The following is a 20,537-nucleotide window of genomic DNA, read 5'->3' as shown; positions in this document are numbered from 1 at the left end:
CGGCACGTCAGGGAGACAGTTAAATGGCAGATAAGACAAGCGGCGGCCGTGCGCTGACCGAAGAAGAACTTCAGGACCTCGTCTCCTCGTCGGACGCAGGGGCCCGTAATCCGGCCGGGTCCGTCGGCACCTTTCTGGCGATTGTCGCAATCGTCTGGTCGCTGTTTCAGGTGATGCTGGCCTCGCCGCTGTCCAATCAGCTGCTGCCCGGCTCCGTGATCAACAATTCGCGCCAGATCCACCTGGCCTTTGCCATTTTCCTGGCCTTCATGGCCTACCCGATGTTCAAGTCGAGCCCGCGCGACTACATTCCGATCCACGATTGGCTCCTGGCGCTCGGGGGCACGTTCATCGCGCTCTACGGCTATATCTTCTACGACAAGATCGTGAATTCCGGCGGCCTCGCCGATGACACCGACAAGTGGTTTGCGCTTGTGGGCCTGATCATCCTCTTTGAAGGCGCGCGCCGCGCGCTCGGGCCTGCCATGGCGATCATTGCCACGATCTTCCTGCTCTACGTCTTCTTCGGCGCCTCGCAGGCGGTTCCGGACGTGATCCGCTGGAAAGGTGCGAGCTTGCAAAAGGCGATGAGCCACATGTGGATCACCTCCGAAGGGGTGTTTGGCATCGCGCTCGGGGTCTCCACGAAATTCGTCTTCCTCTTTGTGCTCTTCGGCGCCCTGCTCGATAAGGCGGGCGCGGGCAACTACTTCATCAAGATGGCCTTCGGCGCGCTGGGTCATCTGCGCGGTGGTCCAGCGAAGGCGGCTGTTGTCGGCTCTGCCGCAACGGGCCTCATCTCCGGCTCCTCCATCGCGAATGTGGTCACCACCGGCACCTTCACCATCCCGCTGATGAAACGTGTAGGCTTCTCGTCAGAGAAGGGTGGCGCGGTTGAGGTGGCAAGTTCGGTGAACGGCCAGATCATGCCGCCGGTCATGGGGGCTGCGGCCTTCCTCATGGTGGAATATGTGGGCATTTCCTATGTCGAGGTGATCACTCACGCCTTCCTGCCCGCGACGATTTCCTACATCGCGCTGGTCTACATCGTGCATCTCGAAGCGGTGAAGAACAACATGCCGACCCTGGGCGACCGCGAGGTGTCCATGGTGAAAACCGTTGTCGGAATGCTGTCGTTCTTCCTCGTCTTTGCGGGGCTTTGCTATGGCTCGCAGTTCCCCGTCGAGGCCGTGACCGCCTGGGCGCCGAGTTCCGCCGGGCTGATCATGACCGCAATTGTCTGTGGCGTGTACATCCTGCTGCTGGCGCTGGCCGCACAGGTGCCGGACCTCATGCCGGACGATCCGAACGCCGAACATGTCGAACTGCCGGTCATCGGGGAAATCTACAAGGCGGGTCTCTACTATCTGCTGCCGATCATCGTGCTGGTCTACTTCCTGATGATCGAACAGAAATCCCCCGGCCTCTCGGCCTTCTGGGCCACCATGCTGCTGTTCTTCATCCTGCTTACGCAGAAACCGCTCAAGTCCATCTTCCGCGGTGAAAACGATATGGTGAACGCGTTCCGCGACGGTGTCGTGGACCTGCTGCAGGGCCTGATCGACGGGGCGCGGAACATGATCGGCATCGGCCTTGCGACGGCCACCGCCGGTGTCATCGTCGGCACGGTGACGCTGACCGGTGTGGGACAGGTCATGGCCAACCTGGTGGAGTTCCTGTCGGGCGGCAATCTGATCCTGATGCTGATCATGGTGGCGCTCCTGAGCCTCATCTTGGGCATGGGGCTGCCCACCACGGCGAACTACATCGTGGTCTCGTCGCTGATGGCCGGGGTGGTTGTCGAGTTGGGCGCGCAGTCGGGGCTGATCGTGCCTCTGATCGCGGTGCACCTCTTTGTGTTCTACTTCGGGATCATGGCGGATGTGACGCCACCCGTGGGGCTTGCCAGTTTCGCCGCTGCCGCCGTCTCGGGCGGCGACGCGATCCGCACCGGCTTCATTGCGTTCTTCTATTCCCTGCGCACAGTTGCCCTGCCGTTTGTCTTCATCTTCAACACGGATCTTCTGCTGATCGACGTGGGATGGGCCCAAGGGATATTGGTCTTCATCACGGCAACCATCGCGATCCTGGTCTTCACCGCAGGCACCATGGGCTATTTCCTGACCCGCAGCCGCATCTATGAGAGCGTCGCCCTGGTGTTCATCGCCTTCATGCTCTTCCGGCCGGATTTCTTCATGGACCGCCTGCAGCCTCCGTTTGAGGATATCGCCCCGGCCAACTTTGCCGAGAAGGTGGAAAGCGCCCCGGTGGGTCGTGAATTCAGGGTGATCGTCAGCGGCCCTGACTTCGATACCGGCGAGACCAAGGAAACCACGCTGCTGGTGCCCATCGGCGAAGAAGCTGAAGGCACCCGGATGGAAACCTACGGCCTGCTGACCGTCGAAGAGGGTGACGAGATCGCCTTGGAAGAGCCGCTCTTTGGCACACCCTATGCGGAAACCTTCCAGGGCTATGACTTCTACGGCGACGAATTCGTGACCGTCAAAGCCGTGAAAGCCCCGGCAGACCAGATGCCCAAGGAGCTGATGTTCCTGCCGGCGCTGTTGTTCCTCGGGCTGATCGTCCTGCTGCAGCGCGGCCGCGCGGGCAAAGAAGAGAAACAGGAAGGAGTCCCCGCATGAGCCGTTCAGTTCTCTGCGCGATCGATGTCAGCCACAAAGGCCAGGACGCGGAGGTTCTGCGCGTGGCCAAAAAGCTCGCCGACCTCGACGGCGCATCGCTCGACGTGATGACGGTTGTGCCCGATTTCGGCGAAAGCATCGTGGGCAGTTTCTTCGACGCCGACCACCACGAAAAGGCCGTTGCCGAGGCGCGGCAATTGCTGAGTGACGAAATCACCGCAAGCATTGGCGCGGATGTGGATGCGATGGTCCGCCATGTGGTGGCAACCGGGAACGCCTATGAGGAAATCCTGCATGTGGCGCGGGAGACGGATTGCGGGCTGATCGTGATCGGCGCCCATAAGCCGGACTTCAAGGATTACCTGTTGGGTCCGAACGCGGCCCGGGTTGTTCGGCACTCCAATTGCAGCGTGCACGTCGTCCGCTGATTGCTCCTTCTTTAACCTCTAAAACGCGCTCCAAAAGGGGCGCGTTTTTCTTTGACCCCACCGCAGATCAGCCTTGCGCAGATCTATATTTCATATATTCATGAAATATGGAAAAAGACGCGCTTCTTCGCCTGACCACCCTCAGCCACCCGCACCGGCTGAGTGTCTTTCGTCTGCTGATGCGGCGTTATCCGGATGAGGTACCCGCCGGTGAAATTGCCAACGCCCTATCTCTCAAGGCGTCCACGACCTCCGTCTACCTCGCGGCTCTTACGGATGCGGGCCTGATCCACCAGCACCGGCAAGGCACTTCGCTGCTTTACCGTGCCGCACCCGGCGCGGCGGGGGAGCTGATCGATTTCCTCTTCATTGACTGCTGCAGGGGCCGACCGGAGTTGTGCCCCCCTCTCGCCAAAGGAGCACCAAAGATGACCGATACCCGCTACAACGTTCTCTTCATCTGCACCGGCAATTCCGCCCGCTCGATCTTTGCCGAAACCATTCTGCGCGATCTGGATGGATCCCGGTTCAACGCCTATTCCGCCGGCACGCTGCCCGCATCCGAGCTGAACCCGCTGGCGGTGGAGATGCTGATCTCCAAGGGGCATGACACATCGACGTTACGATCCAAGCATACGTCGGAGTTTCAAAGCCCCGAGAGCCCGCGCATGGATTTTGTCTTTACCGTCTGCAACCAGGCCGCCAATGAGGAGTGTCCCTCCTGGGAGGGTCAGCCGATCAGCGGCCATTGGGGGCTGCCCGATCCGGTCAAGGCCAGCGGCAGCCTCGCCGAACGTCGGCTCGCCTTTCAACAGACCTATGGCGCGCTGCGCAACCGGCTAAAGGCCTTTGCCGCGCTGCCCATCAACACACTGGATGCCATTTCACTGCAAGCCGCCATTGATGATCTTGGCGCGGACCACCTGGAAGGAACCCCTGCATGACAACTTACGCCCTCAATGGCCTGGGCCGGATCGGAAAACTGGCGCTGCGCCCCCTGCTGGAGCGCGGCGCAAAGATCGCCTGGATCAACGATGCTGTGGGTGATCCAGCGATGCACGCGCATCTGCTGGAATTCGACACGGTGCACGGCCGCTGGCCTGCGGATTTCGCCGCCGATGAGGACAGTATCACCATCGACGGCACCCGTCTGCCCGTGCACGGCGAAACCGATCTGGCGGCCCTGCCGCTGGACGGTGTGGATGTGGTGATCGACTGCACCGGCGCCTTCAAGACCGAAGCCGCCCTTGCCCCCTATTTCGCCGCGGGCATCAAAAAGGTGGTGGTCTCCGCGCCGGTCAAGGATGGCCCGACCGCCAACATCGTCTATGGCGTGAACCACGACGTCTATGATCCAGCGCAGCACCAGGTCGTGACAGCCGCCAGCTGCACAACCAACTGCATCGCGCCGGTGGTCAAGGTGGTGCATGAGAATCTTGGCATCAAACACGGCTCGATCACCACGATCCACGATGTCACCAACACGCAAACCATCGTGGACCGCCCCGCCAAGGACCTGCGTCGCGCGCGGTCCGCGCTGAATTCGCTGATCCCCACCACCACGGGCAGCGCCACGGCGATCACACTGATCTATCCGGAGCTGACAGGTCGCCTCAACGGCCATGCGGTGCGCGTGCCGCTGCTGAACGCCTCGCTGACCGACTGTGTCTTTGAGCTGGAGCGGGAAACAACGGTGGATCAGGTCAACGGCCTCTTTGAGGCCGCCTCGAATGCTGAACTGAAAGGCATTCTGGGCTATGAAACCCGCCCGCTGGTCAGCACGGATTACACGAATGATCCCCGCTCCGGGATCGTGGATGCGCCCTCGACCATGGTGGTGAATGGCACCCAGCTGAAAGTCTACGTCTGGTATGACAACGAATGGGGTTATGCCAACCGGCTGGCGGATGTGGCCTTCATGGTCGGCGCTTCCCTATGAGCACCCCGCATGCAGGTGCGGCCTATGTGGCAGTGACGGCGGCCTATTGGGCCTTCATGCTGACCGATGGCGCGCTGCGCATGCTGGTGCTGCTGCATTTTCACACGCTGGGGTTTTCGCCGGTGCAACTGGCCTATCTCTTCGTGCTCTACGAAATCGCTGGCGTGGTCACCAACCTCAGCGCGGGCTGGATCGCGGCGCGGTTTGGCCTGACCTCGACACTCTACGCCGGTCTCGCGCTGCAGGTCGGCGCGCTGGTGGCCCTTGCCCAGCTTGACCCAAACTGGACGGTCGCCGCCTCTGTGGTCTTTGTCATGGCCGTGCAGGGCGCATCCGGTGTGGCCAAGGACCTTTCAAAGATGAGCGCGAAATCCGCCGTCAAACTGCTGGCCCCTGCCGAACAGGGAGGGCTCTTTCGCTGGGTGGCGCTGCTGACCGGCTCCAAGAACGCCGTGAAGGGCTTGGGCTTTCTCATCGGCGCGGTGCTGCTGGGGTGGGTTGGGCTCAAAGGCGCGGTGCTGGGCATGGCGGCGGTGCTGGCGCTGATCCTGTTTGTGATCGTCCTGAAAATGCCCGCGGGGCTGCCCACGGGCCGCAAGGATGCGAAATTCCGCGAGGTTTTCTCCAAGAACGCCAATGTCAACTGGCTGAGCTTTGCGCGCGTCTTCCTCTTTGCCGCGCGCGATGTCTGGTTCGTGGTCGGCATCCCGATCTATTTTTACGCGGTGCTCTCCGATGGCACGGAGGTAGGCAATCGGGCCGCCTTCTTCACCATCGGCAGTTTCATGGCCCTCTGGATCATCCTCTACGGGGCGGTTCAGGCCGCAGCCCCGAAACTGCTGAAAGCAAAATCACGCCCCGAAGCCGAGATCATCCGCAACGCCCGCAGCTGGGTTGCGGCGCTGGTCATTCTCCCGGCAGGTCTGGCGCTGCTCACCTATGTCACGCCGGAACCCACCGGCTGGCTGACGGCCACGCTGATCGGTGGGCTTTTGGTATTCGGCGCGCTTTTTGCGGTCAATTCAGCGCTGCATTCCTATCTCATCCTCGCCTTCAGCTCGGGCGAGCGAGTCACGATGGACGTGGGTTTCTACTACATGGCCAATGCCGCCGGGCGGCTGCTGGGTACCGTGCTGTCTGGGGCCAGCTATCAGATCGGTGGCCTGCCGCTCTGTCTGGGAACGGCCGCTGCGCTGCTTGCACTCAGCGCCTTTGGCGCGGCCCGTCTACGGGCGGTGGAAACCGGCCAGGCAGCCAAAGGCAATGCCTAACCGGTACTGGTGGCCAAGATCCGGCTGATCTCTTTCAACGACCGTCCGGAGGCGTGGTGCCAGGTGGAAAACGCCTCCTGCACCGCCTTCATGGCCCCTTTTGAGGTTGGTGGCTTGTCGATCACCCCTTCGGCAATCAAACGCGTCACCACGTCCTGCGACAGCATATAGCCATCCACACCCATGAACCGCAGAAAATACTGCCCGGTCATCCCGCCCAGCCGGGTGCCGCCGGATTTGAGATGCGCCAGTAGCCCCGAGAATTCATCCGGACCCCAGCCTGCGACAAACGCGCCAAAGCTGCCGTGAGCCTCGGCCTGCGCCCGCACATAAACTGCGTTTTCCTGCACCGCGCGGATTTTCGGACCGTGGCGCACAATCGTGGTATCGGTGATCAGCGCATCGAACCAATCGTCATCCATCATGGAGCAGGCACCGGGGTCGAACCCCTTGAACGCGGTCTCGAACCCCGGCCACATCGTCTCCACCACCTTCCAGTTGAACCCGGCGTTGAAAATCGCGCGCGACATCGCCGCCAGCCAGCGGTCATCCGGTGTCGCCGCCAGCTCGGTTGCGGTCTTCGTCGGTTCAAGTCCTGCGAAAATCGCGTCCTCAGAGCCTTTTCTCTCCAGGCTGATGGCCAGTATCTCGTCCAATGTCCGCATCCGATCCTCCGTCTTGCTGGCGCACCAGTCTAGCGCTGCCCAAGCGCCCGCGAAATGATGATTGTGGCACAGGGGCTTGTGCAAAAATCGCACCCCAGATATCTGCGCCAGTCACTGCCTCTTGCAACCACCCCGCCTGTGCAAGAGTGTAGCGACATGATCCAAACGCTCGAAAACCGCAGGATGCACATGCCCCGCCCGCTGCTGAGACAGGTCGGCTGATGCGGTCCCTGGTGATCTTTGTGGTTTGCATGATGCTTGGGCTCCTTGGCCCCGCTCGGGCGGAACAGGTCACGGTTTTTGCCGCGGCCAGCTTGAAAACGGCACTGGATCAGATTGCTGCGGACTTCATGGAACAGACCGACTACAGTGTGTCGATCTCCTACGCAGGCAGCTCGCTGCTGGCGCGGCAAATCTCGTTGGGTGCACCTGCGGATGTCTTCATCTCGGCAAATCGCGAGTGGATGGATTGGCTGGAAGCCCGGCAGGCGCTGGTGCCTGATACGCGGCGAGAGATCATCGGCAACCGGCTGGTGCTGATCGCCCATGGCGCAGAGGGTGCTCCTCTGGCGCTCACCCGTGAAAACCTTACCCACCACCTGGGCGCGGAACGTATCGCCACGGCGCTGGTCGAGGCCGTGCCCGCCGGCCTCTATGCCAAGGCCGCCCTGTCACATATGGGCCTCTGGGAGAGGCTGTCGTCCCAGATCGTGCAAACCGACAACGTGCGCGCCGCACTGGCCCTTGTGGCTGCGGGTGAGGCGGCGTTTGGTATTGTCTATGCCAGTGATGCGCAGGCGGAACCCCGGGTGCACGTCCTTGGGATTTTCCCACCTGACAGCCATCCGGACATTCGCTATCCCGCCGCGCTCCTCAAGGGGCGCACCTCTGCAGGTGGTCAGGCCTTTCTGGACCATCTGGACACAGCCACCGCGCGTGCCCTTTTCAAGGATCAGGGGTTTACCCTGCCAAAGGCCAGCCCGTGACAGACTGGCTTGGCCCCGATGAATGGCGCGCCGTTGCGCTTTCCCTGAAGGTGTCCTTCTGGGCAATGCTCTTCAGCCTGCCCGTTGGCCTGTGGATCGCCTACATCCTCGCGCGCCGTGAGTTTCCCGGCAAACAGCTGCTGAACGGGCTGGTGCATCTGCCGCTGATCCTGCCCCCGGTGGTCACCGGTTATCTGCTGCTGGCCACCTTTGGTACGCAAGGGCCCGTCGGGCGCCTTCTGGAGCCTTTTGGCATTGTCTTTGCCTTCCGCTGGACCGGAGCGGCATTGGCGGCGGCAGTCATGGCCTTTCCCTTGATGGTGCGGGCCATGCGTCTGTCGATCGAGGCGGTGGACCCGAAGCTGGAAGAGGCCGCCGCAACGCTGGGGGCCTCGCGCCTGTGGGTCTTTGCAACCATCACGCTGCCGCTGATCCTACCCGGCGTGATTGCGGGCGCCGTGCTGGCCTTTGCCAAGGCGATGGGAGAGTTCGGCGCCACCATCACCTTTGTCTCCAACATCCCCGGCCAGACGCAAACCGTGCCCTCGGCGATCTACGCCTTCCTGCAGGTGCCAGGGGGTGAAACCTCTGTCTGGCGGTTGGTGATTGTCTCCATCGTGGTCGCGATGAGCGCGCTGCTCCTCTCCGAAGCACTGGCCCGCCGGGCGGCACAACAGGTCCGCGGCACATGACGCTGTCGGTGTCCCTGCAGCATCGCCTCGGTGCCTTCGATCTGGATGTCGCCTTCAAGGCGCCCACCGGCATTACCGTGCTCTTTGGCCGATCCGGCGCAGGCAAAACGACCATCATCAACGCCGTGGCTGGCTTGCTAACCCCGCAGGCGGGGCGTATCGCCAGCGATGGCACCGTGATGCTGGACAGCACGACGGGCCGGAACCTGCCGCCTCATAAACGCAGGGTCGGCTATATCTTTCAGGAGGCGCGGCTGTTTCCGCATCTGACCGTCCGTCAGAACCTTGGCTACGGGCGCTGGTTTGCCCCCAAAAAGGCCCCGCGCGAAGATATGGCGCGCATTGTTGATCTGCTGGGCATTGGTCACCTGCTCAACCGCAGGCCCGCGGGGCTTTCGGGGGGGGAAAAACAACGTGTCGCCATTGGCCGGGCGCTGCTGGCAAGCCCGCATATCCTCCTCGCAGACGAGCCGCTGGCCGCTCTGGACGAACAACGCAAGGCGGAAATCCTGCCCTATTTCGAACGGCTGCGCGATGAGGTCAGCATTCCGATCCTCTATGTCAGCCACGCAGCAGCGGAAGTGGCGCGGATTGCCACCACGGTCGTCGCATTGGAAGGTGGCCGCGTGGCGCGTCAGGGTCCGGCAGCCGATGTCATGAGCGACCCGGCAATCACCCCCCTTGGCGTTCGCTCCGCAGGTGCCATGCTCGACGCACGGGTGCAGGCGCATCACGCCGATGGGCTGAGTACGCTGGAGGCCGAAGGCGCGACCTTGCTGCTGCCCCGCGTTCATCAGCCCCCCGGCACCGCCGTGCGGGTCTGGATCGAAGCGCAGGACGTCATGTTGGCCACCGAAGAGCCGCGCGGCATCTCTGCCCTCAACGTCCTGAAAACAACGGTCACAGAGATACGCAGGGGGGCGGGTCCAGGCGTGATCGTGCAGCTGTCCTTTGGCGGGGCGCTCCTTCTGGCGCGGATCACCCGGCGTTCTGCCGAAGCGCTGGCGCTGGCACCCGGCACCCCGGTCTTTGCAGTGCTCAAGGCGGTTTCGGTCGCCCGTGACGCAATCAGCGACACCCCGCGCGCGCAAGACCAACAGGCCAAGTAGCCGGGACCGCAGCCCCCCCGTTTTCAACTAAAACCGCAGGCAACCGCCCGCAGCTACGCGCCCAGCAGCGCCTCTACCTCGCGCCGATCCGGCATCGACGGCGCGGTGCCGGGCCGGGTCACGGAAATCCCCGCCGTAGCACAGCCGATCTGCACCGCCTCAAGCGGCGATTTGCCCTCCGCCAGTGCTGCCGCAAATCCACCGTTGAAGGCATCCCCGGCACCGGTCGTCTCTACAACGGGCCCTGCCTTGACCGCCGGGACCAGACCATGCCCGTCCAGATAAGCCCCACGCTCTCCCATCGTGATGATCGGTGTGCCAACGCCAAGCGTCCGAAGCGCCGCAGCGGCGCGTTCCGCGTCCGCTTCCGTCTCGACGCTGATCCCGGTCAAGGCCTCGCATTCGGTCTCATTCGGCGTCACGTAGTCACACAGCGCCAGCATCCCCTCCGGCAGGGTCGCCGCCGGGGCCGGGTTGAGGATGGTTGTCACCCCCGCCGCCCGCGCAATGCCCAATGCGTGCAGGGCGGCAGGCATCGGCTGCTCCAGCTGCGTGACAAACACATCCGCGCTTTTGATCAGCTCAGCACGCGCGTCAATATCGGCGGTGTCCATCAGGGCCGCCGCGCCCGGTGCCACGATGATGGCGTTATCGCCTGAGCTTTCCTCGACAAAGATATAGGCCGCCCCGGTATAGCTCTCGCTGATCTGATCCGCATGGGGCGTCACCCCGGCCTCCGCCCAGGTGTCAAGCGCGAGCTTGGCAAAATCATCCTGCCCAAGCTTGGAGATCATATGTGTGTCGGCACCAATGCGCGCGCAGGCCACCGCCTGATTGGAGCCCTTGCCCCCCGGGCCCAGCGCGAAACTGTTGCCCAGAATGGTCTCGCCCATGCGCGGCATCCGATCCGCCCGATAGGAGGTATCCGCAACAAACACCCCAAGGATGACGACCTTCCCCATGTCTCAGCCCTCTGCCTCCGGCGGCACCACGCCCTTGCGCAGGGCAAAGCAGCCGTAAAACCGCCGCTCCCCGGTCTGGATCACCGCATAGGCCTGCTTGGCCCGGTCGTAAAAGGCAAACCGTTCGATCCCCAGCATCGTGGGCCCTTCGACGGCATCCACTTCGGCTTGCGCCTCCTGCATTACCGGCAGGATCGTGTCAGGTTCCCCCACCACTTCCATCCGTGCGGCGGCATCCTCGACAAATGTGTCAATCGGGTAGACCGAGAGCACGGCCCGCACCACTTCCGCCGCCGGGCGGTCGATGCGCAACACCTCGCCCAAGACGGTTTCCCGCGCCACGCTATCGGAGGGGAAATTGGTATCGGCAATGATCAGATCGTCGCCATGGCCCATCGCGCGCAATGCATAGAGCACATCCGCGTTCAGGATCGGATCCAGTCCTTTGAGCATGTCTTGCGTCCTTCCTTTGTCAGTCTTTGAAAATGCGTAGCACAGCTTGCGCCATCGCGGCACCAATTGCAGCATGCGCCTCTGCCGTCAGATGGATACCATCCACCGGGTCCACCCGAGCAACGGCGTTCACGTCCGTAAAATGCACGCCTTGCCGCTCCGCCATCGCGACCAGTAGCTCAGGCACCAGCGCAGACTTCGCCTCCGCACCGGTAAAAGTCGCGGCCAGCGCCCCGGTTTCCCGGACCACAGCCGGTGCTGCTACCAGAACCTGCGGGTCGCTGCCGTCCGGCCCGCTATCGCAAGCCGCGATATCGCGCACAAGCCGCTGCACCCCCAGCGCGATGTCATGGGCGGACTGGTTGAACCGGGCCTTGAGGTCATTGGTCCCCAGCATCACGATCACCAGATCGATGGGGCGATGCGTCTCCAGGAGCACCGGCAGCGCAGCCTGCCCGTTTTTGTGCGACCCCTCGATGGGGTCGTCAAAAACAGCTGTGCGGCCAGGGTGACCTTCCGCGACAACATCCCAGTCCGGGCCCAAACCCTCCGCCATGCAACTGGGCCAGCGCATCTCCTTCGGCAGCCTCCGCCGGTCTCCGGCGAAGCGCATCGCACAGGTCCCATGGGTATTGCTGTCCCCGAAACAAAGAACGGTGCGCGGCGACATCGCTTATCCGATCCGCTGACCGGTCGCGGCGTCAAAGCAATGCAGGTGATGCGGATCAGGCGTCAGATGGATGATGTCTCCCGGTGCAAAGGCGTGACGTTCACGAAACACCGCCGTCACATCGCGTCCGTCGAAGGTCAGGAACACCATGGTTTCCGACCCGGTCGGCTCCACCACCTTGACCTGCATCGGCAGCCCCTTGCCTTCGCTGGACAACGCCAGATGTTCCGGCCGCACCCCCAAGCGCACCTGTCCGACCCCCTCGACACCCGGCAGCGCAACGGAATGCCCGGCCAGATTGACCACCCCTTTCGTAAGGCTGCCATACATCAGGTTCATTGATGGCGCACCAATGAAGGTGGCCACGAACTCATTGGCCGGGTTGTCATAAAGCTCCAGCGGTGTGCCGATCTGTTCGATCCGGCCCGCCTGCATCACCACGATCCGGTCTGCCAGCGTCATCGCCTCGATCTGATCATGGGTCACAAAGACGGTCGTGGTCTTAAGCCGCTGGTGCAGCTCCTTGATTTCCGTACGCATCTGTATGCGCAGCTTGGCGTCCAGATTGGACAGCGGCTCATCAAAAAGGAACACCTGCGGATCACGCACGATTGCCCGCCCCATTGCCACGCGCTGGCGTTGCCCACCCGACAGATGCCGCGGTTTGCGGTCCAGATATTCGGTCAGGCTCAGGATTTCGGCAGCCTCTCTCACCCGGCGATCGATCTCGGCCTTGTCGGCACGCGCGACCTTGAGCGCGAAGCCCATATTTGCAGCAACCGACTTGTGCGGATAAAGCGCGTAGGTCTGAAACACCATCGCGATATCCCGCTGCGCCGGCGGCAGATTGTTCACCACCCGGTCACCGATGGCGATGGTGCCGCCATTGATCGGCTCCAGCCCCGCAATCATGCGCAGCAGCGTCGATTTTCCACAGCCCGAGGGACCGACAAGCGCCACGAATTCACCATCGGCGATATCGACATTCACCCCGTGAATAACCTCGACGGCGCCATAGGATTTCTTGATGTCCTGAATTGTGACGCCTGCCATGCGATGTCCCCCCGCCCTCGATTTTTGATGCTAGAGAAAGGAATTTGCCTTGTCCACGCCCGGTTTACAGCTTTTGTTGACTTAAGGTTAATCTCGCCCATAGTGAAATCTTGTGGGGGGATCACAGGGCGCTGCTGATCAAAAATGCAGATAAAAACGCGCGTCCAAATATCTGCCCATGGACAAGAGAGTATCATCAGGTCCCGGGAGGATGGATATGAAAGTTGACCTTTATAACTACATCAAGGCGGCGCAGAAAATGAACCGCAGGCAGATGCTCAAAGGCACCGCCGCGGTGGGGGCTGTCGCAATGATGCCCAAGGCTGCAGCCTATGCCGACGGGCACGGCAACGTGCGCGCCGAGATCCTTAAGATCCCCGGCGTGGGCGCCGGTTCCCCCACCGACAGCGACTGGCAGAAAGTGGGCGAGATGTGCCTTGGCGCCACCAAGGAAAACGTTGCCGAAGGCGAATTGGCCGGTGTCGAGCTGACCTTCATGGGGCTCAACAACCAGAACCTGCACAACTTCCTGTTCCGCGGATTCCTAAAACCCTGGGAGGCCTACACCGGTGCCAAGATCAACTGGATCGACCTCGCACAGGCCGACTACAACGCGCGGCTGCAGCAGTCGATTGCAACGGGCACGGTGGATTTTGACATCATCGAGATGGGCGCGCCCTTTGAGGGTGATGTTCTGGGACGCGGCATGGCCTCGGAAATGCCCGATTGGGTCAGAGACCAGATCGACATGGATGACTATGTGGATTACCTCAAGGCGCCCGTGGGTACCTGGGACGGCAAGACCTACCGCGTCTCCATCGATGGCGACACCCATACGTTTGCGTATCGTAAGGACTACTACGAAAGCGAAGAACTGGCGCAGGCCTGGGCCGATGCGGGCAATACCACGCCCTGGGCACAGCCAACCACCTGGGAGGAAGTCAACGCGCAGTCCAAGTTCCTCGTCGGCAAGACCGATCCGCTGACGGGCCTTGATGCGCATGGCTATCTTGATCCGCTGAAAGGCTGGGGCGGGTTTGGTTTCTACTTCCTTGAAAACCGTGCCGCTCCTTATGCCAAGCACCCGGATGATCCGGCGTGGCTTTTTGATCCGGACACCATGAAACCGCGTGTGAACAACCCCGCCTTTGTGCAGGCCATTCAGGATGTGATGGACCTGATCGCGGCAGACGCCTATCCCGCCGATCAGATCAACGCCGACCCCGGCACCACCGCTTTCCAGCAATTCCTTGCAGGCACCGGCGGTATGCTGAACTGGTGGGGCGATGTGGGCTCCTCGGCACGCACCTCCGACACCTCCGTAGTCGGCGATGTGGTTGGGTTCGACATCAACCCCGGCTCCGCCAAGGTCTGGAATTCGCAAACAGGTGCGTGGGAAGAGACGCCCAATGTGTCGCCCAACAACGCCTATATCGGCTGGGGCATCTACGTCATGGCGACGGTGGACAGCGACGAGAAGAAGAAGAAGGCGGCCTGGTCCGCAGCGGCCCATTTGGGGGGCAAGGACCTGTCGCTCTGGGCCTCCGCCTACCCGTCGGGTTTCCAACCCTACCGGCAGTCGCACTTCAACTATGATGAGTGGGAAGAGGCCGGATATGACCGGGCCTTTGTGGAGGATTACCTCAGCTCGAACGCTGACAGCTACAACCACCCCAATGCGGCGATTGAACCCCGCATTCCCGGCATCTTCCAATATTACTCGGTGGCCGAGGACGAGTTGGCCAAGGGCTATGCCGGTCAATACGGCTCCGCTCAGGAAACGGCAGATGCCATCGCGGCGGCCTGGGAAAAGATCACCGATCAAATTGGTCGCGAGAACCAGATCGCACTTTACAAGGCGTCGCTCGGGCTCTGAAACTGTTGAAAAATCTGGGAAACGCGCCTGTCAGGTCGCGTTTTCCGCACGTCTGGGCATAGGGATTGTGCAGGAAGTGCCCGTGATTGACGCTGGATCGCTTTGGTCCTTTAGTCAAAGGGCAAGGGAGAATGCGACGGCACGCATTCGGAAACGGAAGATATCGAGGGGATGAGCAATGGCACGGAACATGATCCATTCCGGCGGCTGTCTCTGCGGGTCCATTCGGTTCGACGCCCAAGGCCCGGCGCTTAACCCCCACACATGTTCATGTAAAATGTGTCAGCGTCATAGCGGCGCGCTGACCACCGTCTGGGTAGAGTTTCCAAAGGACGCAATCTCCTGGACAGGACCGGGCGGCCCACCGTCAACCTATCGTTCATCAGAAAAATCCACCCGCGCCTTTTGCCCGACTTGTGGCAGCACATTGGGCGCCATAGATGACGCTCCGACCGTCGTATTGCTCTTGGGCGTGTTCGACAAAACGAACCGCAAGGAACTCATGCCTCTCGCCCATTCCTACAAAGGCGGGCGGCCAAAGTGGTGGACCGTCACCGTTTCCGGCGCAAAAACCTAGGCACAAAGCCAGCCCATTTTGAGCGACGGGCCGACGCCCGCCCGTGGAAACCACAATAGTGCATTTCCTCCTTAACAGCTGCGGCCATCCTCGCTAACGTCTGGTCATGAACATCGAAGGCGATCTGCTGCACACCGTTACGGCGGATGATATTTCTGACAGGCGCAGACGTGTGGGGCGCGGGATGGTCTGGGGGTCTGCTGCGCTCTTTGCGCTTTTGGCGACGCTGCAGTTTGCTCATGACGCCGGGCGTCTGGATGTCGGGTTTACCACATGGCGACCGGTGCTCTTTGCCTATCTGCTCTGGGCCACCTGCCTCTGTGCTGCGCAGGTGATCGTGAACGGGGAGAAGGGCAAGCGCACGCTCTTCGTGCTGCCTGCCGCGCTCTTTGTGATCAGCCTCGTGGTCTTCCCGCTGCTCTTTGCGCTCTATATTTCCTTCACCGATTGGAACCTCGCCTCGCTCGACGGTGCGCAGCCCAACGGCTGGGACAATATGCGGCAGATGTGGGGAGATGCGTTTTATTGGAACGCTTTGAAAAACATGGTCTATTACGTGGCTGCGGTGAGCGTGGAATACGTGATCGCCTTTGGCCTCGCCCTGCTGCTGAACGCACAAATCCGGGCGCGCAAGTTCTTTCGCGTGGTCTTTCTGCTGCCCTTGATGCTCAGCCCGGTCGCCGTCTCCTGGATGGTCGGCAAGTCGATGTTGGAGGTGCGCTTTGGCCCGGTGTCACGGCTGGTGCGGGAGATGGGGTTTGAACCGAGTTTCTTCGGCACACCGGAGATGGCCCGCTTCATGATCATGGCGATGGACGCCTGGACCTTCATCCCCTTCATGATGATCATGCTGCTGGCGGGCCTGCAGGCCCTGCCGCGCGAGGTGATCGAGGCCAGCAAGGTCGATGGCGCCAGCGGCTGGCAGAGTTTCAAGGAGGTGATCTTTCCACTGATGCTGCCCGTCTCGGTCACCGCCATCGTCATCCGCATCATCTTCAAGCTGAAGCTGGCCGACATCATCATCAACGTGACCTCCGGCGGCCCGGGCGGGGCCACCGACAGTGTCACTAGCTTCATCTTCCGCGAGTATCGCGACCGCTCGAACGTGGGCTACGGCACGCTGCTGGCCATGGTCTATCTGGTGCTGATCATCCTCTTCATCACCGCGCTTTTGAAACTGGTGAGCCGCTGGATGGAGCGCCCGGCATGAGCGCGATTTTCAAAGATGATGCCGCCAGCCGCAAGGTGCAGGTCAAATGGTGGTCCAGCCGGGTGGCGATCTATGGGGCGCTGATCCTCTGGGCCTTCATCTGCCTCTTTCCGATCTACTGGACGCTCACCACCTCCTTCAAACTAGCGCCCGACGTGATGCGCGGCAATATGATCCCCTTCGTGGACTACACGCCGAAATGGAAAGGCTGGGAGAGCCTGGGCCTCTCGCCACGGCTCATCGGCGAGGTCTCGACCGTGCGTGAGGAATTCCTGAAACGCTTCTGGAACTCCGCTGTGGTGGCTGTGTCGGCCTCGACACTGGCGGTGGTTTTGGGTTCGCTTGCGGCCTATGGCCTGTCGCGCTTTAACTACCGCTTTGGGTTCATGCGTAACTCCGACATCTCTTTCTTTTTCCTCAGCCAGATGATCCTGCCACCGGTGGTGCTGGCCCTGCCGTTTCTGGTGCTCTACCGCTCGCTTGATCTGCTCGACAGCCGCATTGGGCTGATCCTGCTCTATACGCTGATGGTGCTGCCCATCGTGATCTGGATCATGCGCGATCAGTTTCAGGGCATTCCAGTGGAGTTGGAAGAAGCCGCGCTGGTCGACGGGTTGGGCATCTGGGGCGCGTTCTTGCAGATTGTGCTGCCGATCGCCCTGCCGGGCATGGTCGCTGCCTTCATCCTGAGCCTTGTGCTCTGTTGGAACGAATACTTCTTCGCCGCCCTGCTGACCTCGACCAATGCCACCACTTTGCCAGTGATGGTGGCAAGCCAGACCGGCAGTCAGGGCATCAACTGGTGGTCGATGGCAGCTTTATCCTCCGCCGCGATTCTGCCGCTAATCATCGTGGCCATCTTTCTGGAGAAATACATCATCAAAGGCATGGCCGCGGGCGCAGTCAAATGAACCCACGGTGCAGCGAGCGGCGCCAGCGCAAGGCAGGCCGCGCCTGGGCGCGGCCTGCCTTGCGCTGGCGCTCCGGTCCGGTGGCCCGCCCGGCCCTTGGGCCGGGCGGGCCACCGGACCTCCCCATCTCATCTGATGCGTGCTAAGCTTTGCCCAGTAAAGGAGGGTCGATCATGTCATATGTGGATGGCTTCGTGGCGGCAGTGCCCAGTAGCAAAAAGCAGGACTATCTCAAGCATTCGCGGATCTCGAGCGAAGTCTTCAAACGACATGGCGCGCTGAAGACCGTCGAGAACTGGGGCGATGATGTGCCGCCGGGCGAGGTGACATCCTTTCCGCAGGCCGTGCACTGCGGCGACGATGAGACGGTCGTGTTTTCCTGGGTGGTCTGGCCGTCGAAAGAGGTGCGCGACGCGGGCTGGGCAAAGATCATGGAGGACCCGGATATGTCGCCAGAGGCCAACCCGATGCCCTTTGACGGCGCGCGCCTCATCTTTGGCGGGTTCGAGACAATCCTGGAAACCTAGAGCACGCGGGCGATGTCTTTCGTCTGCTCGTAAAGGCGACGGAAGAGACGATAGCCTGTTTCATACACCACGCAGGGGGTGGCGGTGATGGTTTCGGCAACGGGATTCCACTGTACGATATCCTCGCGAGCAACACCCCCGATGGCAAGGGCCGCGAGGAAAGCATCACCGTAGCTGGCTCCCGTGGTTTTCTCGCAAACCACCTGATCGATCCCTGTGATATCAGAGGTCGCCTGCAGCCACAGGGCATTCTTCGTCCCACCACCCACAGCCAGAAGGCGTTCAGGTGCGTGGCCGAGTTCCGCAAAGGTGTCGGTCACATGGCGCGTGCCGTAGGCGATGCCTTCGATCAGCGCGCGATACATGTCGCCGCGGGTGTGGGTGAGGTTCAGGCCGAAAAGCGCGCCCTTGGCATGGACGTCGTGGATCGGGGTGCGTTCGCCGGAGAAATACGGCAGTTGCAGAAGGCCATTCGCACCGGGCGGTGACGCGGCGGCCTCGTTGGCGAGTGCCTGAAAAGCATCGGCGGGGTCAAGATCGCGCGCGATCTGGTCGCGGAACCAATGGGTCAGGGTACCGGAGGTGGCGAGGCCGGCCATGGAGGCGTGCTCTCCGTCGAATAGCCAGGGCGCATACCAGATACGCGGATCGGCGACGCGTTCGGCTGCGCGCAGAATGATAAAGATGGTCGAGCCGTACATCATCATCATATCACCGGGACGATCTACACCAACGGAAAACGCTTCGGCGGCGGCGTCGATGGTCCCGGCGGTTACGGGCGTGCCGGGCGCGAGACCGGTCTCCGCGGCGGCAGCCGGGGTGATGCACCCGGCGACCTCACCTGACCACAGCAGGCGCGGGAGTTTGTCGAGCGGCAGGATATCGTCGGCGAGATCGTCGGCCCAGGTTTGCGTATCCACATCGTAGAGCGGCGCGAAATTGGCGGCTGTGTAGTGGTCGATCACCACCTCGCCGGTGAGCCGCTGCACAAGAAAGCTGGTGGAGGTGAGGACATGGGCGGTCTGGGCGTAGAGCTCCGGGCGGTGGCGCTTGAGCCAGAGAATTTTGGGCCCGACCGACTGCGAGGTCAGCGCGTTACCACAACGGGCGATCAGCACGTCTTCGCCAATGCGATCGGTCAGCTCCCGCACCTCGGCCTCGGCGCGGCCATCGACACCGTAAAGCACGCCGTTCATCAGCGGTGTGCCCTCCGCATCCACCGGTAGCATGCAGGGTCCGATGGCGCTGCAGGCGACGGCCTTGATGTCACGCGGATCGACGCAGCTGTCCCGCAGCAGGGCCTGGCAGACGTAGATGAAATCGCCCCACCAATCCTCTTCGGGGCGGTGCTCGGCCCAGCCGGGCTGCGGCACCAGCATCTGGTGACCCCGCGCGGCCTGGGCAACAATGCCACCCTCGAAATCGACCAACACCCCCTTGGTCTCATAGGTCCCGATGTCGATGCCAAGCGTATATGCCATCAGGTATAGTCATCCCGGTTCAGTGAAAATTCAGGGGTAATCCGCGCCAGCATCGCCTGCAGCAACTGCGACAAATCCGCGAGGTCCTTGAGGTCGCACATTTCGCGTGCCGAGTGTGAATAGCGCATGGGAAACCCCAGATCGAGGCTTGCCACGCCGTCGCCTACCAGCTGCACATAGCTCAGATCGGTCAACACGCCGGTCTGCGCCGAACGTTGCAGCGGCAGTGCGACAGCGGCGGCGCTGTCCTCGGCGAGGCGCACAAGTGCCGGATGCGGGATCACACCGTTCAGGGTCCCGCGCCCATGAAAGCTGTAGAGGCTCATGCCCGGCCCCTGCCCCAGCGCCATCTCGCCGCGCGCGGCCATATCAGGGGTGTCGCTGGCCAGCATCAGGTCGATCTGGATCGCGATGTCGGGCTGAAGGCGTTGCGCCAAGGGTTGCGCGCCCCGCAGGTTGAACTCCTCCTGCACGGTGAAACAGAGATGCACGGGCGGACCGCTGTCGCGCCTTGCAAGCTGGGCCGCAACGTCGAGCAGTACGGCGCAGCCTGCGCGGTCATCGACGCTGGTCCCGCTGACACGACCGCCGGCCAGTTCAACGGCGTGCGGCGCATAGACCACCGGGGCCCCGATGCGGAGGCCAGCCGCCTCTGCGGCCTCCCTGCTGGCGAACCCCGCATCGACAAAAAACTCAGCGTAGGGCACCACGGTGTATTTCTCATCCGGGCGCGTGGCGTGATGGCTCTTGTTGGCAATCACACCGCGGATATCACGACCCTCGCCCAGACAGATCAGCACCTCCTGTGCGGCCAGCGCACGTTCCGGCACCCCGCCCAGACGTTCCAACCGCAAAAGCCCGTTGTCTTCGATCTTGCGCAGGATGAAGCCCAGCTGATCCATATGAGTGAAAAGCATCACTGCCGGACCCTCGCCCTCGACGGTGACCCACAAGTTACCAAGCACATCGGTCTGGGCGGTGTGCCCCATAGCGTCAAGACGGGCAGCAATTGCACGTCGGACGCGATCCTCGTGCCCCGAAAGCCCCGGCACCTGCATGAGCTGCATCAGGTCTTCTTTGATCCG

Annotated in this window: 20 protein-coding genes; 13 read left to right on the top strand and 7 right to left on the bottom strand. The window is 62.0% G+C overall.

The genetic code is table 11. The features are described 5' to 3' along the window. Positions 1-23: 23 nt before the first annotated feature. The 5 genes from ISX84_RS03355 to arsJ all read left to right on the top strand — a co-directional run bounded on the left by ISX84_RS03355 (position 24) and on the right by arsJ (position 6,280). On the top strand, positions 24-2,642 hold the full coding sequence (locus ISX84_RS03355) for a TRAP transporter permease (RefSeq protein ID WP_195818895.1): 2,619 nt from the start codon (positions 24-26) through the stop codon (positions 2,640-2,642). Then, positions 2,639-3,070, top strand: coding sequence for a universal stress protein (locus ISX84_RS03350; protein WP_195818894.1), 432 nt, complete (start codon positions 2,639-2,641; stop codon positions 3,068-3,070). Before ISX84_RS03355 ends, ISX84_RS03350 begins: the two co-directional genes overlap by 4 nt. Before the next feature lie 107 nt (positions 3,071-3,177). Continuing rightward, entirely contained in the window at positions 3,178-4,014 is an 837-nt protein-coding gene (locus ISX84_RS03345) for an arsenate reductase/protein-tyrosine-phosphatase family protein (RefSeq protein ID WP_195818893.1), read from the top strand. Then, positions 4,011-5,009, top strand: a complete 999-nt coding sequence (locus tag ISX84_RS03340; protein WP_195818892.1) for an ArsJ-associated glyceraldehyde-3-phosphate dehydrogenase — start codon at positions 4,011-4,013, stop codon at positions 5,007-5,009. Before ISX84_RS03345 ends, ISX84_RS03340 begins: the two co-directional genes overlap by 4 nt. After that, positions 5,006-6,280, top strand: a complete 1,275-nt coding sequence (gene arsJ, locus ISX84_RS03335) for an organoarsenical effux MFS transporter ArsJ (protein WP_195818891.1) — start codon at positions 5,006-5,008, stop codon at positions 6,278-6,280. Before ISX84_RS03340 ends, arsJ begins: the two co-directional genes overlap by 4 nt. Here arsJ and ISX84_RS03330 read toward each other — a convergent pair. Next, entirely contained in the window at positions 6,277-6,945 is a 669-nt protein-coding gene (locus tag ISX84_RS03330; protein ID WP_195818890.1) for a DNA-3-methyladenine glycosylase I, read from the bottom strand. The two genes, arsJ and ISX84_RS03330, sit on opposite strands and share 4 nt — an antisense overlap. Positions 6,946-7,196: 251 nt before the next feature. Here ISX84_RS03330 and modA point away from each other — a divergent pair, with 251 nt between their 5' ends. Genes modA through modC form a run of 3 tightly spaced genes read left to right on the top strand, consistent with a single transcriptional unit; the run spans position 7,197 to position 9,732 of the window. Beyond that, the gene (modA, locus tag ISX84_RS03325; protein WP_229884049.1) at positions 7,197-7,931 is read left to right on the top strand and encodes a molybdate ABC transporter substrate-binding protein; all 735 of its coding nucleotides are present in this window, start codon (positions 7,197-7,199) and stop codon (positions 7,929-7,931) included. Further along, positions 7,928-8,623, top strand: coding sequence for a molybdate ABC transporter permease subunit (modB, locus tag ISX84_RS03320; protein ID WP_195818888.1), 696 nt, complete (start codon positions 7,928-7,930; stop codon positions 8,621-8,623). Before modA ends, modB begins: the two co-directional genes overlap by 4 nt. Further along, the gene (gene modC / locus ISX84_RS03315; RefSeq protein ID WP_195818887.1) at positions 8,620-9,732 is read left to right on the top strand and encodes a molybdenum ABC transporter ATP-binding protein; all 1,113 of its coding nucleotides are present in this window, start codon (positions 8,620-8,622) and stop codon (positions 9,730-9,732) included. The genes modB and modC overlap by 4 nt, the downstream gene beginning before the upstream one ends. A gap of 53 nt (positions 9,733-9,785) precedes the next feature. Here modC and rbsK read toward each other — a convergent pair whose 3' ends face one another. Genes rbsK through ISX84_RS03295 form a run of 4 tightly spaced genes read right to left on the bottom strand, consistent with a single transcriptional unit; the run spans position 9,786 to position 12,870 of the window. Then, positions 9,786-10,694, bottom strand: coding sequence for a ribokinase (gene rbsK / locus ISX84_RS03310; protein ID WP_195818886.1), 909 nt, complete (start codon positions 10,692-10,694; stop codon positions 9,786-9,788). Between the two features lie 3 nt (positions 10,695-10,697). Continuing rightward, positions 10,698-11,147 carry an RbsD/FucU family protein gene (locus tag ISX84_RS03305; protein ID WP_195818885.1) on the bottom strand — a complete coding sequence of 150 codons (450 nt, stop codon included), beginning with the start codon at positions 11,145-11,147 and terminating at the stop codon, positions 10,698-10,700. A gap of 19 nt (positions 11,148-11,166) precedes the next feature. After that, complete coding sequence (locus tag ISX84_RS03300; protein WP_195818884.1) at positions 11,167-11,817, bottom strand: SGNH/GDSL hydrolase family protein; 651 nt, start codon at positions 11,815-11,817, stop codon at positions 11,167-11,169. A 3-nt stretch (positions 11,818-11,820) separates the two neighbouring features. Beyond that, positions 11,821-12,870 carry an ABC transporter ATP-binding protein gene (locus ISX84_RS03295; protein WP_195818883.1) on the bottom strand — a complete coding sequence of 350 codons (1,050 nt, stop codon included), beginning with the start codon at positions 12,868-12,870 and terminating at the stop codon, positions 11,821-11,823. Between the two features lie 217 nt (positions 12,871-13,087). Between ISX84_RS03295 and ISX84_RS03290 the strand changes: the two genes are divergently transcribed. The 5 genes from ISX84_RS03290 (at position 13,088) to ISX84_RS03270 (ending at position 17,971) form a co-directional block, all read left to right on the top strand. After that, positions 13,088-14,746: a twin-arginine translocation signal domain-containing protein gene (locus ISX84_RS03290; protein WP_195818882.1), complete on the top strand. Its 1,659-nt coding sequence runs from the start codon at positions 13,088-13,090 to the stop codon at positions 14,744-14,746. 178 nt (positions 14,747-14,924) lie between these two features. Beyond that, entirely contained in the window at positions 14,925-15,323 is a 399-nt protein-coding gene (locus tag ISX84_RS23525) for a GFA family protein (protein WP_195818881.1), read from the top strand. Between the two features lie 106 nt (positions 15,324-15,429). Then, complete coding sequence (locus ISX84_RS03280; protein WP_195818880.1) at positions 15,430-16,533, top strand: carbohydrate ABC transporter permease; 1,104 nt, start codon at positions 15,430-15,432, stop codon at positions 16,531-16,533. After that, positions 16,530-17,444, top strand: a complete 915-nt coding sequence (locus ISX84_RS03275) for a carbohydrate ABC transporter permease (RefSeq protein ID WP_195818879.1) — start codon at positions 16,530-16,532, stop codon at positions 17,442-17,444. Before ISX84_RS03280 ends, ISX84_RS03275 begins: the two co-directional genes overlap by 4 nt. A 173-nt stretch (positions 17,445-17,617) precedes the next feature. Then, positions 17,618-17,971 (top strand): DUF1428 domain-containing protein, encoded by a 354-nt coding sequence (locus ISX84_RS03270; RefSeq protein ID WP_195818878.1) that lies wholly within the window; start codon positions 17,618-17,620, stop codon positions 17,969-17,971. Here ISX84_RS03270 and ISX84_RS03265 read toward each other — a convergent pair. Together ISX84_RS03265 and ISX84_RS03260 are read right to left on the bottom strand one after the other, a co-directional pair. Next, on the bottom strand, positions 17,968-19,452 hold the full coding sequence (locus tag ISX84_RS03265) for an FGGY-family carbohydrate kinase (protein WP_195818877.1): 1,485 nt from the start codon (positions 19,450-19,452) through the stop codon (positions 17,968-17,970). The genes ISX84_RS03270 and ISX84_RS03265 overlap by 4 nt on opposite strands. After that, positions 19,452-20,519 (bottom strand): M42 family metallopeptidase, encoded by a 1,068-nt coding sequence (locus ISX84_RS03260; protein WP_229884048.1) that lies wholly within the window; start codon positions 20,517-20,519, stop codon positions 19,452-19,454. Before ISX84_RS03260 ends, ISX84_RS03265 begins: the two co-directional genes overlap by 1 nt. Between the last annotated feature and the right edge of the window lie 18 nt (positions 20,520-20,537).

It is taken from the genome of Roseobacter sp. MH60115, assembly GCF_015644665.1.
GTDB lineage: Bacteria > Pseudomonadota > Alphaproteobacteria > Rhodobacterales > Rhodobacteraceae > Roseobacter.
Note: the sequence above shows the minus strand (reverse complement) of the source record. Positions and strands in the feature narration are given on the sequence as shown.

Excerpts from the sequence above, each read along its gene's own strand:
- ISX84_RS03355 (WP_195818895.1), top strand. The coding sequence starts at position 24 with ATGGCAGATAAGACAAGCGGCGGCCGTGCGCTGACCGAAGAAGAACTT.
- ISX84_RS03350 (WP_195818894.1), top strand. The coding sequence starts at position 2,639 with ATGAGCCGTTCAGTTCTCTGCGCGATCGATGTCAGCCACAAAGGCCAG.
- ISX84_RS03345 (WP_195818893.1), top strand. The coding sequence starts at position 3,178 with ATGGAAAAAGACGCGCTTCTTCGCCTGACCACCCTCAGCCACCCGCAC.
- ISX84_RS03340 (WP_195818892.1), top strand. The coding sequence starts at position 4,011 with ATGACAACTTACGCCCTCAATGGCCTGGGCCGGATCGGAAAACTGGCG.
- arsJ (WP_195818891.1), top strand. The coding sequence starts at position 5,006 with ATGAGCACCCCGCATGCAGGTGCGGCCTATGTGGCAGTGACGGCGGCC.
- ISX84_RS03330 (WP_195818890.1), bottom strand. The coding sequence starts at position 6,945 with ATGCGGACATTGGACGAGATACTGGCCATCAGCCTGGAGAGAAAAGGC.
- modA (WP_229884049.1), top strand. The coding sequence starts at position 7,197 with ATGATGCTTGGGCTCCTTGGCCCCGCTCGGGCGGAACAGGTCACGGTT.
- modC (WP_195818887.1), top strand. The coding sequence starts at position 8,620 with ATGACGCTGTCGGTGTCCCTGCAGCATCGCCTCGGTGCCTTCGATCTG.
- rbsK (WP_195818886.1), bottom strand. The coding sequence starts at position 10,694 with ATGGGGAAGGTCGTCATCCTTGGGGTGTTTGTTGCGGATACCTCCTAT.
- ISX84_RS03305 (WP_195818885.1), bottom strand. The coding sequence starts at position 11,147 with ATGCTCAAAGGACTGGATCCGATCCTGAACGCGGATGTGCTCTATGCA.
- ISX84_RS03300 (WP_195818884.1), bottom strand. The coding sequence starts at position 11,817 with ATGTCGCCGCGCACCGTTCTTTGTTTCGGGGACAGCAATACCCATGGG.
- ISX84_RS03295 (WP_195818883.1), bottom strand. The coding sequence starts at position 12,870 with ATGGCAGGCGTCACAATTCAGGACATCAAGAAATCCTATGGCGCCGTC.
- ISX84_RS03290 (WP_195818882.1), top strand. The coding sequence starts at position 13,088 with ATGAAAGTTGACCTTTATAACTACATCAAGGCGGCGCAGAAAATGAAC.
- ISX84_RS23525 (WP_195818881.1), top strand. The coding sequence starts at position 14,925 with ATGGCACGGAACATGATCCATTCCGGCGGCTGTCTCTGCGGGTCCATT.
- ISX84_RS03280 (WP_195818880.1), top strand. The coding sequence starts at position 15,430 with ATGAACATCGAAGGCGATCTGCTGCACACCGTTACGGCGGATGATATT.
- ISX84_RS03275 (WP_195818879.1), top strand. The coding sequence starts at position 16,530 with ATGAGCGCGATTTTCAAAGATGATGCCGCCAGCCGCAAGGTGCAGGTC.
- ISX84_RS03270 (WP_195818878.1), top strand. The coding sequence starts at position 17,618 with ATGTCATATGTGGATGGCTTCGTGGCGGCAGTGCCCAGTAGCAAAAAG.
- ISX84_RS03265 (WP_195818877.1), bottom strand. The coding sequence starts at position 19,452 with ATGGCATATACGCTTGGCATCGACATCGGGACCTATGAGACCAAGGGG.
- ISX84_RS03260 (WP_229884048.1), bottom strand. The coding sequence starts at position 20,519 with ATGCAGCTCATGCAGGTGCCGGGGCTTTCGGGGCACGAGGATCGCGTC.